At 41.5% G+C, this 15392-nt stretch carries 11 protein-coding genes and 2 pseudogenes; 5 read left to right on the forward strand and 8 right to left on the reverse strand.

Translation table 11 applies throughout. The annotated features are described in order from the left end of the window. Positions 1 to 154 precede the first annotated feature (154 nt). The 4 genes from AC0VZ9_RS26495 (at position 155) to gnd (ending at position 5264) form a co-directional block, all read left to right on the forward strand. On the forward strand, positions 155 to 886 hold the full coding sequence (locus AC0VZ9_RS26495; protein ID WP_009332401.1) for a GntR family transcriptional regulator: 732 nt from the start codon (positions 155 to 157) through the stop codon (positions 884 to 886). Next, positions 879 to 2420 carry a gluconokinase gene (gene gntK, locus AC0VZ9_RS26500; RefSeq protein ID WP_019380511.1) on the forward strand — a complete coding sequence of 514 codons (1542 nt, stop codon included), beginning with the start codon at positions 879 to 881 and terminating at the stop codon, positions 2418 to 2420. Before AC0VZ9_RS26495 ends, gntK begins: the two co-directional genes overlap by 8 nt. Positions 2421 to 2435: 15 nt before the next feature. After that, complete coding sequence (locus AC0VZ9_RS26505) at positions 2436 to 3782, forward strand: GntP family permease (protein WP_019380510.1); 1347 nt, start codon at positions 2436 to 2438, stop codon at positions 3780 to 3782. Positions 3783 to 3857: 75 nt separating this feature from the next. Continuing rightward, positions 3858 to 5264, forward strand: a complete 1407-nt coding sequence (gnd, locus tag AC0VZ9_RS26510) for a decarboxylating NADP(+)-dependent phosphogluconate dehydrogenase (RefSeq protein ID WP_251264390.1) — start codon at positions 3858 to 3860, stop codon at positions 5262 to 5264. Between the two features lie 83 nt (positions 5265 to 5347). Here the strand turns inward: gnd and aspA are convergent, their stop codons facing one another. Further along, positions 5348 to 6778: an aspartate ammonia-lyase gene (gene aspA, locus AC0VZ9_RS26515; RefSeq protein ID WP_019380508.1), complete on the reverse strand. Its 1431-nt coding sequence runs from the start codon at positions 6776 to 6778 to the stop codon at positions 5348 to 5350. A gap of 527 nt (positions 6779 to 7305) precedes the next feature. On the opposite strand from aspA, the gene AC0VZ9_RS26520 reads away from it, so the two are divergent. Continuing rightward, entirely contained in the window at positions 7306 to 8475 is a 1170-nt protein-coding gene (locus AC0VZ9_RS26520; RefSeq protein WP_475396944.1) for a DUF418 domain-containing protein, read from the forward strand. Positions 8476 to 8596: 121 nt separating this feature from the next. Here AC0VZ9_RS26520 and AC0VZ9_RS26525 read toward each other — a convergent pair whose 3' ends face one another. The 7 genes and pseudogenes from AC0VZ9_RS26525 to AC0VZ9_RS26555 form a co-directional block, all read right to left on the reverse strand. Next, positions 8597 to 9175 carry a bifunctional transcriptional activator/DNA repair enzyme AdaA gene (locus tag AC0VZ9_RS26525; RefSeq protein ID WP_475396945.1) on the reverse strand — a complete coding sequence of 193 codons (579 nt, stop codon included), beginning with the start codon at positions 9173 to 9175 and terminating at the stop codon, positions 8597 to 8599. Between the two features lie 27 nt (positions 9176 to 9202). Continuing rightward, positions 9203 to 9973, reverse strand: a complete 771-nt coding sequence (locus AC0VZ9_RS26530; protein ID WP_019380497.1) for an isocitrate lyase/PEP mutase family protein — start codon at positions 9971 to 9973, stop codon at positions 9203 to 9205. Between the two features lie 495 nt (positions 9974 to 10468). Continuing rightward, complete coding sequence (locus AC0VZ9_RS26535; protein WP_217026043.1) at positions 10469 to 10906, reverse strand: SMI1/KNR4 family protein; 438 nt, start codon at positions 10904 to 10906, stop codon at positions 10469 to 10471. A 5-nt stretch (positions 10907 to 10911) separates the two neighbouring features. After that, positions 10912 to 11349: pseudogene (locus tag AC0VZ9_RS26540) on the reverse strand (WXG100 family type VII secretion target); the annotation flags it as partial. 726 nt (positions 11350 to 12075) lie between these two features. Continuing rightward, positions 12076 to 12671 (reverse strand): annotated as a pseudogene (locus tag AC0VZ9_RS26545) (T7SS effector LXG polymorphic toxin); the annotation flags it as partial. Between the two features lie 135 nt (positions 12672 to 12806). Then, positions 12807 to 14378: an L-lactate permease gene (locus AC0VZ9_RS26550; protein WP_475396946.1), complete on the reverse strand. Its 1572-nt coding sequence runs from the start codon at positions 14376 to 14378 to the stop codon at positions 12807 to 12809. A gap of 35 nt (positions 14379 to 14413) precedes the next feature. Beyond that, positions 14414 to 15343 carry an L-lactate dehydrogenase gene (locus AC0VZ9_RS26555; protein ID WP_019380492.1) on the reverse strand — a complete coding sequence of 310 codons (930 nt, stop codon included), beginning with the start codon at positions 15341 to 15343 and terminating at the stop codon, positions 14414 to 14416. Positions 15344 to 15392: the final 49 nt, after the last annotated feature.

Below are 15392 nucleotides of genomic sequence, written 5' to 3' on the forward strand. Positions count from 1 at the left end.
CTCAATTTGACCGCTTTCCAGCAGAGATGCGTATCTGCAATGACAAAATTCGACACGAGCCAAATAAAGCGTTTGCATTTTCACCAATTTCATTTATAATACTTGTATACAAGTATACACGTATACTCAAATGTCATTTCATAAAGGTGATGTTATGAACGATTCTAATGAATTCTTATATCCTCAAAAATGGCTATCTAAAGCTTCCGCTGGTGACCGCGTAGCCTATGAGCTTAGAATGCGCATTATTGCAGGCTTATTTGAAAGCGGTACCACGCTTTCAGAAAATAAACTGGCTGGAGATTTTGCGGTAAGCCGTTCACCAGTTCGTGAAGCATTAAGAACACTGGCATCTGAAAATATCATCCGATTAGAAAGAACGGGTGCTGTTGTTGCCGGCTTAACAGAAAAAGAAATAGAAGAAATTTATGATGTTCGTCTAATGATCGAAACGTTCGTATTTGAACGTCTCATAAGTATGGATACAAATGAATTAGCAATGGAACTAAGCAAAGTATTGGAAATGATGAAGGTAGCTGTTAAGTATCAGGATGCTGATGAATTTTCTTATCAGGACATCCTGTTCCACGAAATCATCATTCGATCTATTGGCCATTCATACGTCTCATTGATCTGGAATAATTTAAAGCCCGTAATGGAAAGCTTCATTCTTTTGTCCATGCGCGTGCGATTCAAGGAAAATTACGAAGACCTTACTCGGATATTGAAAAACCATGAACTATATATTGATGCAATCAAAACAAAAGACAGAGACCTCATGATTAAGTCTTTACACGAAAATTTTGATGATGTTCAAGGGAAAGTGGACGACTTATGGAGATCACAACAAATGCTATCTAAAGGGGTTAAACAACAAGATGACTAGCTATATGTTAGGGATTGATATTGGAACCACCAGTACAAAAGCCGTGTTATTCAGTGAACAAGGTAAAGTTATTCAGCATGAGAATATCGGATATCCGCTGTACACACCGGATATTTCGACAGCTGAACAAAACCCGGAAGAGATTTTTTCAGCTGTACTGCAGTCCATAGCGAATATTATGGAAAACCATTCGGATAAAAACCTGTCCTTTATCTCTTTTAGCAGTGCGATGCATAGTGTTATCGCAATGGATGAAGATCACCTGCCGCTTACGCCAGTCATCACCTGGGCAGATAATCGCAGCGAAGCATGGGCACGCAAAATTAAGGATGAATTGAATGGGCATGAGGTATATAAACGGACTGGAACGCCTATTCATCCTATGTCACCGTTAAGCAAAATCGCCTGGATTGTGAATGAACGCCCTGAGATCGCCAGCAAAACAAAAAAGTATATTGGCATTAAAGAATATATCTTTAAGAAGCTCTTTGATGAATATGTTGTCGATTATTCACTGGCTTCATGCATGGGAATGATGAATCTTAAAACATTGGATTGGGATGAGGAGGCACTAGCGATTGCAGGAGTCACTCCCGCACAATTATCCAAACTTGTACCCACTACGAAGATGTTCAAGAACTGCAATCCTAAATTAGCCAAACAAATGGGCATCGATCCTCAAACACCTTTTGTGATTGGCGCAAGTGATGGAGTGCTTTCGAATCTGGGTGTTAATGCGATTAGAAAAGGTGAGATTGCCATCACCATTGGGACAAGCGGTGCCATACGGACCATTATTGACAAGCCGCAGACAGATGAAAAAGGTAGAATCTTCTGTTATGCCTTAACGGAAAATCATTGGGTGATTGGCGGACCGGTAAACAATGGAGGGATGGTTCTTCGCTGGATCAGGGATGAATTTGCCTCTTCAGAGATAGAAACTGCCAAAAGATTAGGCATTGATCCGTACGAAGTATTAACAAAAATTGCAGAACGTGTAAGACCAGGTGCAGACGGCTTGCTATTCCATCCTTACCTGGCAGGTGAACGTGCTCCTTTATGGAACCCGGACGTACGCGGATCCTTCTTCGGATTAACCATGTCACATAAGAAGGAACATATGATTCGGGCAGCGCTGGAAGGCGTCATTTATAATCTATACACCGTGTACTTGGCATTAGTTGAATGCATGGACGGCCCGGTAACCCGTATTCAAGCAACAGGAGGATTCGCAAGATCTGAGATCTGGCGACAGATGATGTCCGATATTTTTGAATCGGAAGTTGTCATACCTGAAAGCTATGAAAGTTCATGTCTTGGTGCCTGTATTTTAGGATTATATGCCACAGGAAAAATCGACTCCTTTGAAGCCGTTTCTGAAATGGTGGGCGATACCTATAAACATACACCGCAAGAAACGGCAGTAAAAGAATATCGACAATTGCTGCCGATTTTCATTCATTTATCAAGAACGTTAGAGGATGATTACTCAGCGATTGCAAATTATCAGCGAAGATTAGTACAGCATAACTAACAGGAGGAGTTTACAATGCCATTAGTAATAGTTGGAATTGGAATCATTGCCTTATTAATACTAATAATGGGCTTAAAATTAAATACCTTTATTTCATTAATCATTGTTTCATTTGGTGTTGCTTTAGCACTCGGAATGCCGCTGGATCAAATTGTAAAGACCATTGAAGCAGGATTAGGGGGAACGCTGGGTCACTTGGCGCTTATATTTGGACTTGGCGCCATGTTAGGCAAACTAATCGCCGACTCTGGAGGCGCACAGCGAATAGCTATGACCCTTGTGAACAAATTCGGTGAAAAGAATATTCAATGGGCCGTAGTGGCAGCATCATTTATTATTGGTGTAGCATTATTCTTTGAAGTAGGACTTGTATTATTAATTCCAATCGTATTTGCCATTTCAAGAGAATTGAAGATATCCATTTTGTATCTTGGTATTCCAATGACAGCAGCTCTATCTGTCACACACGGATTCCTGCCTCCTCACCCGGGGCCAACTGTCATTGCGGGTGAATTTGGCGCAAACATTGGTGAAGTACTGCTTTATGGATTTATCATCGCTCTTCCTACCGTGATTTTAGCTGGACCGGTATTTACAAAAATTGCAAAAAGGCTAGTCCCTGAATCATTTACAAAAAGCGGGAGCATCGCCTCTTTAGGCGAGCAGAAAACATTTAAGCTTGAAGACACTCCTGGTTTTGGAATCAGTGTATTTACGGCTTTACTTCCTGTTATTTTAATGTCGATCGCAACGATTATTACATTGCTTCAAAAAACATTGGGATTTGAAGATAATAGTATTCTGGCCGCAATCCGTTTTATTGGTGACGCCGGCACTTCGATGCTGATCTCCTTATTGGTTGCCATCTATACAATGGGACTGGCAAGGAAGATTCCAATCAAAAATGTGATGGAATCCTGTACAACAGCTATCACCCATATCGGAATGATGCTCTTGATTATTGGCGGAGGCGGTGCCTTCAAACAAGTATTAATCGATGGCGGTGTTGGTGACTATGTAGCAGAGCTATTCAAAGGAACGAACTTATCACCGATTTTGCTTGCATGGATTATCGCTGCCATCCTGCGGATTTCCTTAGGGTCTGCCACAGTGGCTGCCTTAACAACAGCTGGCTTAGTCATTCCGATGCTGGGCCAATCAGATGTTAATCTTGCATTAGTGGTACTTGCAACAGGTGCAGGAAGCTTAGTTGCTTCACATGTTAACGATGCCGGCTTCTGGATGTTCAAAGAATACTTTGGATTAAGCATGAAGGAAACGTTTGCAACATGGACCTTGCTTGAAACCATTATATCTGTAGCTGGATTAGGATTTATTTTATTGCTAAGCTTATTTGTATAAACTATATAAGGCAATGGAACCCTACTTCCTGAGAGGGTTCCATTGCCTATTAATCTGAAAAAGGGAGCAAGAACTATGTTAAATACAATTGGTGTTATTGGTTTAGGAGTAATGGGCAGCAATATCGCTTTAAACATGGCCAATAACGGAGAGCAAGTGGCAGTATATAATTACACAAGGGACTTAACCGATAAACTTGTACAAAAACTGGATGGGCAAACCATTAACCCTTATTACGAAATCGGGGATTTTGTAAATTCCCTGGAAACACCAAGAAAAATCTTTTTAATGGTTACCGCAGGGAAAGCTATTGATTCTGTTATCTCCAGCTTGATCCCCTTCCTTGAAGAAGGTGATGTCATCATGGATGGCGGAAACTCACATTATGAAGATACAGGAAGAAGATATGATGAACTGAAATCAAAAGGAATTGGTTATTTAGGAATTGGAATCTCAGGCGGTGAAGTCGGTGCCTTAACAGGACCTTCCATCATGCCTGGCGGAGACAAAGAGGTCTATGATAAAGCCGCTCCTATTCTTACGAAGATAGCTGCACAGGTTGATGGTGTTCCTTGCTGTGTCTATATTGGACCAAAAGGGGCAGGCCATTTCGTTAAAATGGTACATAATGGAATTGAGTATGCGGATATGCAGCTAATTGCCGAAGCCTATACCTTTTTAAGAGATAAATTAGGATTATCAGTTGAGGAAATCGCTGATATTTTTGAAACATGGAATCAAGGCGAGCTGAAGAGCTATTTAATCGAAATCACGGCAGATATTCTAAGGAAAAAGGATGAGCGTACAGGGCTGCCGCAAATCGATGTCATTCTCGATAAAGCAGGGCAAAAAGGAACCGGAAAATGGACCAGCCTGCAAGCCATCGATAATGGAATTCCAACCTCGATCATCACAGAATCCTTATTTGCCCGTTATATCTCTGCTTTAAAAGAAGAGCGTATGACAGCAGAAACACTCTTAACAGGTCCAGAGAAGAATCAGACAGCCCTCGAAAAAGAAGAGTGGATTGAATACATCAGACAAGCTTTATATATGGGAAAAGTATGCGCCTATGCGCAAGGATTTACGCAATATAAAATGTCATCCGAACTGTATGGCTGGAATCTGCCTCTGAAGGATATTGCCCTGATTTTCCGCGACGGCTGCATCATTCGTGCGGAATTCTTAAATGTCATAAGCGAGGCCTACCAAGAGCAGCCTAACCTGGCCAATTTGTTAGTCTCCCCTTACTTTGCAGAAAGAATCAGGGACTATCAGAACGGACTGCGTAAAATTGTCTGCGAAGGCATTCAATCCGGCATCGCTTTACCGTGCTTGAGCTCATCTCTTTCCTATTACGATAGCTATCGGACAGGAAACTCCAATGCGAGCATGCTGCAGGCACAGCGTGATTACTTCGGTGCCCATACGTATGAACGGACTGATTTAGAAGGAACCTTCCACACAAATTGGAATGAATAAAGCGGCGCCTGAGCTAAATTAATAGAGAAGAAAAAACGCTTGCCCCCGCCAGCTGCTTAGCATAGGGGGCAAGCGTTTTTAGTTTAGTCTCTTTCCAGCAGCGCAGCGCCTGCGATGCCAGGATCTGTCATCTCATATGGATCGAGAATTAAATCCAGTTCTTCTTCTGTCAGCACATCATATTTCAGGCATAGTTCCCTGATTGGAGAGCCTGTTAAAATGGCTTCCCTCGCGATTCTTGATACGACTTCATAGCCAAGGTGAGGGTTTACCGCTGTGATGATGCCCACACTTTTCTCAACGTATTCCCTTAATCTCTCTTCATTGGCTTCGATTCCTTTTACACAATGCTCAGTAAACGTACTGAAAGCATTGTTCATAATGCTGATCGATTGCAGAAGGTTAAAGATCAGGACTGGCTCCATGACATTCAGTTCAAGCTGTCCTGCTTCTGAAGCAAGAGAGATAGTATGGTCGTTTCCGATGACCTGGAATGCCACCTGGTTAATCAGCTCAGGAAGAACAGGGTTTACTTTCCCCGGCATAATGGAAGAACCCGGCTGTCTTGCTGGAAGCGATATTTCCCCAAGGCCGGCTCTTGGGCCAGACGCCATTAGACGCAAATCATTCGCGATTTTGGACATATTGATCATGCAGATTTTCAAGGCTCCGGAAACTTCCGTGTAAGAATCCGTATTCTGCGTGGCATCTACAAGATGATCAGCCCCTGTAAATGGCAGACCGCTGATGTCGGCAATGTGCTTCACTACCAAGTCAATGTATTTAGGGATGGCATTTAGCCCTGTTCCAACAGCTGTTGCTCCCATGTTCAACTCATATAAGTGCTGTTTGGATTGCTGAATGCGCTTAATGTCACGCGCAATGACACGGCTGTAAGCTTCAAATTCCTGGCCAAGCCTGATTGGAACCGCATCCTGCAGATGAGTCCGTCCCATTTTAATTACATGGTTGAATTCCTTTGATTTTTCAAGGAAAACGGAATGCATATGTTCCATGGTCGGGATTAACTGATCCAGCAGATTTAATACAGAGATATGCATTGCAGTCGGGAAGGCATCATTCGTCGATTGGGACATATTGACATGGGTATTTGGGCTGCAATGAGAATAATCTCCCTTTTCATAGCCCATAATTTCAATCGCACGGTTTGCAAGGATTTCATTAATATTCATATTAATGGACGTCCCGGCACCACCCTGGATCGGGTCAACAATAACCTGATCATGCCATAGTCCTTCAATCATTTCATCAGCTGCCTGTACGATCGGGTCTCCAATGCCTGAATAAAGGCGCTTAACCTCCATATTCGCCAAGGCCGCAGCCTTTTTCACCATTGCCATTGCCTTGATTAACTCCGGGTGGATCCGGTAGCCTGTAATCGGAAAGTTCTCAACCGCGCGAAGCGTCTGAACACCGTAATAGGCATCAACCGGAACTTCCTTAGAACCCAGGAAGTCTTTTTCAATTCTGAAGCTGTTCGTTGCTGCTAACATATACTCTTCTCCTTTATATAAACCTTTCAGATATATATAGGTTTTGTAATGACTTATCCTTCGTATACACTATAATCCGGAAAAGGGGAATAAGCAATGGTTATGGGACAATAATATATTGGCTATATGGAGTGCCAGCTTCTCCCTTATTATTTAACTGCACTTTGCCAACTATCTTATGCAATTGACATAAATTTAAATACGACCTACTATTTAATTGCCTTAATTGAAATTGCCTTTAATGCTCGAAATGAACAGGTTCCTTATTACCGGATGGCAGACAAAGGGACAGAGGAAGCTCTTATTATGGATTAAATGGAAGGCCAGCAAATGGCTGAATTTACTCAGCCCTTTAAACCGGAATAGCTTGCTTCACTGATTTTAGCCATAGAAGAAAGAATGCTTAAAGTAAACTCACCTATCCCTATAGGGCTTATTAATATGATTGGGAAGCTTATTGTTTAATCGACCTGCAAAATAAAGAATCAAGCAAGGCGTATATATATAAGACAAAGGAGAAAATCAGCATGTCCAATCAATCGAGCATGAGAACAGCTGGTCCAAAAAAACGTGCTGTTTCACTGGATTTAGCACGAGGTACGATGCTTCTGCTAATTGCACTTGCCCATGCCCCCCTCTATTTGTATACCTCTGAACCCGGGATTATGCAAAGAGTAGAGGCTGTTACCTTCCTTGACCAAATCGTTAATTTTTTGGGCCAATTTTTTATTGATAATAGAGCAAGGGCGATGTTTGCCGTTTTATTCGGATATGGGCTTGTTCTTGCATTTGACAGTCGAATATCTAAAGGAATAAGAGAAAAAGAAGCCATTAAGACGATAAGAAGGCGTTCCTGGTATTTGATTCTATTTGGGATTGTTTTGGCTGTCATCATTGGAGGCCAGGATATTCTTATGGCCTACGGGACAGCAGGGCTGCTCGTCAGCTGGCTTTTAGCACGTGAAATCAAGACACTGATTCGAACCTTTATTTTTATCACCTTATTCTATATAATTTTTGGCCCAATCATGTGGGGCTTCAACATGCTGGAAATCGGAGGCTATGGTTTCCCTCCAGAGGTTTCAGCCGCAGACACCTACCTTGGAACAGCTTTGATAGGCCTATATACTTTTCCTTCTATTCCTATTCTCATTCATTTAATGTTCCCGGTTCTCCCTTCCGTCCTGCTCGGCATGTGGATCGCCAGGTATCAGTTATTAATCAAGCCAGAGCAGCATTTAAAAATCATTTATTTGATTACCGTTTTAGGATTAACCGTTTCTTTATTAGGGGCACTGCCTTTATCGCTGCTGGGGACCTTATGGCATCCAAGCCCATTTACAGCTGGTTTGATGAACGGCTTACACATTTTAACAGGAATTGCAGGAGGCTTGGCATATGCCGCGATTTTCGGGATCATTGGGACCAAGGTAAAAAAGCCTGGGAGTCTTACCCTTTCTTTAATGGCTTTAGGGAAGCGCTCATTAACCTTCTATGTGTGGAACGAGACGATGCTTGTCCTCTTTTTATCGTCGGTGGCTCTTGATTTAGGTGGCCGTGTAAGCAATGGTACTGCAGCGGTTATTGCTGTGGGAATATGGTGTCTTTCTCTTCTATTGGCTTGGGGATTGGAAAAAAAGGATTTGAATGGACCATTGGAAGTTTTATTGAGGAGATTAGCCTATAGAAATAAGTAAACGAAGACAACCGAGTATTTTAGGGAACTCGGTTGTTTTTGAAATGTTTAAATAATTTTAACACTGTCATTTTCTCATACTGAAATGGAGCATTATGACAGGATAAATATCCATATAAGCTTCATAAACGGTCCGATTCATTCAGGAATTCCTTCCGATATTCACTCGGGGAACAGTTTTTCTGGCTTCGAAACACTTTGTAAAAATTGGAAGGACTTTGAAACCCCACCTCATAGCAAATCTCCAGATTTGTCAGCGAAGTGCTTTTAAGGAGGTGGGCTGCTTTATCGATACGAATCTTTTCTAAATAAGCACGCGGAGTTTCAGAGGTTTCCTGTTTAAATAAGCGCTCAAGATAAAAGGGACTTAAACCGATTTGATCCGCTATGTCTTTTAATGCCAGATTTTGTTTGTAGTGATTGACCAGGAATGTAATAATTTCTCTGACTAGGGTAATATGCGGCGATTGCTCCACTTCTGGCTGGCATCTTTTGCAGGGGCGGTAACCCGATTCTTCCGCTACATTCTTTTCTGCGTAAAATGCTACATTTATTTTTTTGGGTTTTCTCGATCTGCAGGAAGGGCGGCAATATATCTTCGTTGTTTTGACTGCTGTATAAAATAAGCCATCATATTTGCGATCACAAGCAATGATTTTCTCCCACATCTCTTCAAATGACAGATTGATATTCGCCGCCATTAACTCCACTTCCTTCCTGCGCTTCTGCTAGTTATTATACAAGATGGCAGTATCCCTAGACTCTGCCAGTTCACGTGCATTCTTTTCTATATATGCAATCACTTTATCAGACAGGGCATTTCCAAAGCTAAAACGCCTCACACCTAATTCTTCTAGCTTATTACAATTGGTCAGTCCCGGTAAAGATAAGACATTGAGCGGGGCACTGACATTCTTCGTGATGGCTTTAATCTCCTCTTCTTCTATTAAACCCGGTACAAAAACTCCGCTGGCACCGCTCTCCACATATGCTTTTGCCCGTTCTATCGTTTCTGGAAGCGGATTTTGTTTCTGTAAATACGTATCGGTTCTGGCGTTAATATAAAAATCCTTATAGCCATTGTTTTCTAACGCGGCTCTTATCCTTTCTAAAAGGCTGCAATGCCAGGAAATCTCCTTTAATCCTTTCTGCTTTTTGAAGGAATCCTCAATATTGATGCCGGCCACCCCTGCATCTGCTGTCATTATGACATGCTCAATTATTGTTGGGATATCTTCCCCGTAGCCCGCTTCAATATCAGCAGAAACAGGAATTTTCACATTTTCCGCTATGGTTTTGATAATCGCTAAGTGTCTATCAAAATCAATTAATTCTCCGTCTGCATATCCCAGTGAATCAGCAATCCCCCAGCTGGTCGTACCAATTGCTTTAAATCCTGCTTTTTCAAGTGTTAAGGCGGAAAGCAAATCCCAGGCGTTTCCCAGGAATAAAAGTTCATTTGAAAAATGCAGCTCATTAAATTTCTGTATTTTGTTCATTATTATCTCCTCCTAAAGTTGTTGGACTCATTTTAACAAGGAACGATATTCATTTCGTCCTCATTCTTGCTCTTATGGTCTGGCTTCAAGAGGACAAAAAAGTGAATGTTGATTGTGTTTCACATTCGGCGCGGGGATCCTTCTGGTTTTTCGAGTAGCAAAAAAAGACCACCTTAAATGGCTTTGGCCAATCAAGATGGTCATAATTTTAATTTACAATACAGAAAAAACTATATAATCAGTCATTAATCTAAGCAATAAACTCTTTAATATTTCATTACTTTACTGCAATTAATAATTCAAATAATGGATTTGAAAACATATTTAAGGATATAAAAGGGAAGAACCAACCATGTTTGGCGATTCTTAAAATGAAGTATTTAGGGAAATATCAGTTCAAGGAATTTAATATCGTTTTTTCACGTATAACCATTCCCGCCAGGTGAACTTTAACCTCCTATTTACAGTAGTATATATTACTTAAATTCTACACTATTAATCAACCATAGCCATAAAGTATTCATCGTCCTCATCAATCTTTCTTATAAATTCCTCTAATGAATCAGCTATTTTTATCCCAAAGAAATAAACAGGAGTATAATTAGAAGTGTTTAAGTCAAGCGTTAAATATACCCCCTCGTTTTTTTCAAAAAACACTAATTTATCTTCCTCTTCATATATATTTTCTAAATCTGGATCAAACTCGTAAATATCTTCTCTAAGCGTTATATCAGCTATAGTGTCTGGATCCATAATTCTATTTATCGCATTACCATTGATTCCTTTTATAAAGCCATAGCCAACTTCTAAGTAAAAATTTCTAAGTTCATTGGGTAACGTAAACCCAAGTCTCTCTTCTGCATTTAACAGTTCACTTTCTTGTAGTTTAATAAATTTATGCTTACCGTTTTTCACAAAATCAAATTTAGCCATTAAAACTACCTCCTTGGAAATAATTTATTTGATGGAGACCCTTTACCATGAATCCCTGCCTGATGTTCATCAGGAAATTTAGCAGGATGTATATTCCACCATTCGTGAGGACCACCAAAATTATTTTCTATTATATGGTGAGCATCATAGGGTTGACCTATATCCCTTGCTAACCTCCCTTTTTTATCATAAATTTCCTCAGTATACCTTGGCCATGTTTGCCCCGTGTTCACTTCCCATTCATCAATCAATTTATTTTTTACACCATTGAATTTACTTCTGTGTTTTATAGTTTCCAATGGGGTCATCTTTTCATATTTATTATCCCTTAAAGCATCCTTTAATTTTTCAATTTGTCTTTTATGAAGTTTCAATCCTGTTTTCGACTCAACATCTCTAATATAATTTTTAGCTAAATCATAATCAATTTTTACGGTATCCTTCGTACCCTTGCCCCCATACACTTTCTCCGTCACAGTCTTTATCTGCGTCAAAGGGTCATGAAGAACATTATAAGGCACCGGGCGCTGAACCAGTCCTCCCGCCAAGGCAGGTCTCTGAATCGGCGTGTAAATCGGAAGTGCCTTCTCTCCTTTACCAGCCTGGCGAACCGTCTTGGCAACGGTTCCAGCTTTCCCAATCCCCTTATCCCCCAGAATGCCAATTCCAAGGGAAGTCAGACCATAGGTAAAGAAGGCTGTCCGGCTTTTGACATCTCCACTTATGACATCCCGCTCCCAGGCGCTGGTGACAGCGGACCATATATATTTCGGCATATCCAGAGCCTGGCTCACTTTTCCTATAGGGTCATTTAAAATGCCTAAGTAAAATTCCTGGTGCTTCCTTTGGTTTTCTAATAGCTGGTCACGGTTAAACAGCAATTCACTGCCCAAAAACAGCGGACTGAACGGTCCCATAATGGTTCTGCCTAGTTCATAGGTCGACTTCAGCCCATCCCATGTATCACCTACAGCTTTGGATGCCCCCTCAATGGCTCCTTCAGCTATATCCTGAAGAACACTTTGCCCGATTTCTGGATTGGGATTCGATATTTCCTCGTGGAAATCCTTCCAGTTTAGAGATTTAGGCTGATATTGGGCCAGAGATAAGCTGCTGCTTTGGAACATGCCCGCTATTTTTTGAATGTACTGGTTCATGAGGTTTAGATCATGCAGGATAGGGTCCAGTGCAGCCGTTTCCCGATGGTCAAAATCCTCCAATTTTTGAACTGTTTCGCGGCTTGAGTCCTCAGCGCTCTTTGTTGCCTGGATAAAGCGGCCAACCTCCAGCCGCGGAAGCGCAACAATATCGCTTACGGACTTCATGATCTCATTCGCTTCCTCTGTCAGCTCAGCAGTGATCTGAAGAGTGTTTCTAAGCCCTTGTTGGAGTTCATGCTCCAGAAATTCCTGGCGGATAAAGCCTGAAGGGGAGGGTTCAAGATTACCCAATGAACCTATGAAACTTTTTAAATAGGATCGATACTCGTCAATCCAGGATTCAAGAATTGCAAAAATGGTTGGTGGCATTCCTGATAAAAAGCCCGTATTGCCTGGCCGCCCTGTCCTTTGAACGCATCTTCAAGAGACACCAGTTCCTGGATGGATACCTGAACTTGACTTACCTGATCTTTAAGGATGGATAATTGATTGCTGGTTTCGTGGATTCCTGCAAGCAAGGAATCTACTTCAAGAACTTTCAACAGAATCAGCTCCGTATTATAAATTCCATTTTCTTCTATTTTTATCTTAAAGGACTCGGGCAATTAGTTGAATAGGAATTTTGGCATGAAATAGTGTAAAAGTATCCTAGAGTTTGATCCATGTTTTTTGGATTCCCCAAGCACCTGAAATGAAAAGAGACAGGCTTTTGCTAAGCATGTCTCTTTTTTATGAGGAAACTAGAAAAATAATGACAATATCAATGTCCAAATACAAACAAACACCAGCAATCCAAAGCTATATTTCAATGTCATTTTCGTCAAATCGGCTTCTTTTCCTGTCTCGCCAACAGCTGCTGTGGCAATGGCGATGGACTGAGGAGAGATGAGCTTTGCCATCACGCCTCCAGCCGTATTGGCAGAGAGCAATAAGGATGAGTTGGTTCCGATCACATGACCGGCAGTCGCCTGGATGGGCGCAAATAGAGTATTATTGTTCACGACAGATCCTGTCATGAACACCCCAATCCAGCCTAAAACGGGTGATAGCAGTGGAAATATAGTTCCAGTGGTTGCAACGGCTTCACCCAAAGTGACGGTCATTCCTCCGTACGTCATGAGCTTTGAAATCCCGATAATGGCACAAATCATGATAATCGGAATCCAAAACTCTGAAACTGTCTTTTTGAGAAGCTTGAATCCTTCACCCATACTGATGCCTTGAGTCGTTGCGATTGTCGTTAAGCCTGCCAATAAGATTGCTGTGCCTGTTGCTCCTATTAAGCTGATGCTGACACTAAGAGAAGATCCGGGTATATCGAAGTTAATGACTGTGAACTCCAGCAGGCCCCCTTCAGCAAAAAAACCTTTAAAAGCCGGGAAACTCCATATTAAAATAAATAGGGTCAATAGATAAAATGGTGACCATGCTTTAACAATTTTACCTAAGGAATGCTGTTCAAATCGACACTCTTTCCCATTGAGCAAAAAGATATTTTTTGGTTTCCACTTTTTCAGAAATAACGCTAATACACCCATTGCTAATAAGGAAGGAATAATATCAGCAAGTTCCGGGCCTATAAATATCGTGATGATTGCTTGTGCCACAGTGTAAACCCCAGCTGTGATCAGGATAGCCGGGAATACTTCCTTAATTCCTTTAATCCCGTCAATGAGCCATATTAATAAAAAGGGAATGGTAAAGTTAATAATCGGCAGTGTCAGAGCTGTCATGATCGACACATCCATGGAAGTAACCCCTGGAATCCCAAACGTATCGACAATGCCGACCGGTATTCCAATCGCACCAAAGGCGCCTGAAGCACCGTTTGCGATGAGACAGAGCATGGCTGCCTGTAAAGGCTTGAAGCCCAGTGACACTAACAGCACGGCACAAATGGCAATCGGTACGCCGAAGCCGGCAGCTCCTTCGAGAAAGGCATTAAAGCAAAATCCGATCAGAAGAAATTGAATGCGCTGGTCCTGGGAAATTCCTGCGATGCTTCCGCGCAAAATATCAAACTTGCCTGATGCCACCGAAATTTTATATAGCCATACAGCCATGACAATAATCCAGCCAATTGGCCAAATTCCTGATGCAGCACCTTGAATAACACTTCCTGCCGCTTCTCCGAATGGCAATTTAAAGATGATAAGAGCGATGAAAAAAGTGACAGCTAAGTTTACTAGTGCTGCATGAATACCCTTCATTTTCAATACCGTCAAGCAAATCAGAAATAACAGAATCGGTATAGCTGCCACCAGGGAGGAAATAGCCAGGTTATGAAAAGGATTGAACGTTTCCACTAACATATGATCTGCTCCTTTGGATCTAAGATGTCAACTCGTCATAATGCTGAATTTTGGATGTCTTTTAAGGTTTGAACAGATCTAGCAAACTTCCTTTTTTCATCCTCTGTCAATGACAGCTCAACAATATTTTTCACACCGTTTCTTGTGATAAGTGACGGAATCCCGACAAACACATCACTGTGGCCATATTCTCCTTCTAACAATGCTCCAACCGGCAATACCACATTCTCATTTCGTAAGATGGCTTTTGTTATTCTGACCAGCCCCATCGCAATTCCATAGTAGGTTGCACCTTTTGCGTTAATAATTTCATATGCAGCATCCCGGACTTGGACAGCAATTTCTTCTTTTCTTTCTTCTGTTAATCTCTCAGCTACCGGGGTTCCGGCAATATTGGCAAAGCTCCATACCGGGAATTGGGAGTCGCCATGTTCACCGATAATATACCCATGGACACTTACGGCTGCCGTATCAAATTCTTTCCCTAATAAATAGCGGAATCTGGCAGAGTCCAGGATGGTTCCAGACCCGATGACTCTTTCTTTAGGCAAGCCAGAGAATTTCCAGGTTGCATAAGATAAGATATCGACTGGATTTGCTGCAACTAAGAAAATCCCATTAAATCCAGAATCCATAATGCTCTCTACAATGGATTTGAAGATCTTAACGTTTTTATTCACGAGATCCAGCCGTGTTTCTCCCGGTTTTTGCGCTGCCCCTGCACAGATCACCACAAGAGCGGCATCCTTACAGTCCTTATAAGAACCATATCTAATCGTCATAGCCGTTGGAGCATAGGCAATGCCGTGGTTTAAATCCATGACATCTCCTTTTGCTTTCTCCTCATTTACATCAATAATGATTAACTCATCACATAAGCCCTGATTTAATAAGGCATAAGCATAACTTGATCCAACAGCGCCATTTCCTACTAATACAATTTTGTTTCCTAATGTTAAATTCATAATAAGTTCCTCCAATAATTAATTGTGAAATATTTCACATGAGATCATA

The organism is Cytobacillus sp. QJM3NY_8 (genome assembly GCF_056173585.1).

Excerpts from the sequence above, each read along its gene's own strand:
- AC0VZ9_RS26525 (WP_475396945.1), bottom strand. The coding sequence starts at position 9,175 with ATGGCGGCGAATATCAATCTGTCATTTGAAGAGATGTGGGAGAAAATC.
- AC0VZ9_RS26550 (WP_475396946.1), bottom strand. The coding sequence starts at position 14,378 with ATGTTAGTGGAAACGTTCAATCCTTTTCATAACCTGGCTATTTCCTCC.
- AC0VZ9_RS26495 (WP_009332401.1), top strand. The coding sequence starts at position 155 with ATGAACGATTCTAATGAATTCTTATATCCTCAAAAATGGCTATCTAAA.
- gnd (WP_251264390.1), top strand. The coding sequence starts at position 3,858 with ATGTTAAATACAATTGGTGTTATTGGTTTAGGAGTAATGGGCAGCAAT.
- AC0VZ9_RS26535 (WP_217026043.1), bottom strand. The coding sequence starts at position 10,906 with ATGGCTAAATTTGATTTTGTGAAAAACGGTAAGCATAAATTTATTAAA.
- aspA (WP_019380508.1), bottom strand. The coding sequence starts at position 6,778 with ATGTTAGCAGCAACGAACAGCTTCAGAATTGAAAAAGACTTCCTGGGT.
- AC0VZ9_RS26520 (WP_475396944.1), top strand. The coding sequence starts at position 7,306 with ATGTCCAATCAATCGAGCATGAGAACAGCTGGTCCAAAAAAACGTGCT.
- AC0VZ9_RS26555 (WP_019380492.1), bottom strand. The coding sequence starts at position 15,343 with ATGAATTTAACATTAGGAAACAAAATTGTATTAGTAGGAAATGGCGCT.
- AC0VZ9_RS26505 (WP_019380510.1), top strand. The coding sequence starts at position 2,436 with ATGCCATTAGTAATAGTTGGAATTGGAATCATTGCCTTATTAATACTA.
- AC0VZ9_RS26530 (WP_019380497.1), bottom strand. The coding sequence starts at position 9,973 with ATGAACAAAATACAGAAATTTAATGAGCTGCATTTTTCAAATGAACTT.
- gntK (WP_019380511.1), top strand. The coding sequence starts at position 879 with ATGACTAGCTATATGTTAGGGATTGATATTGGAACCACCAGTACAAAA.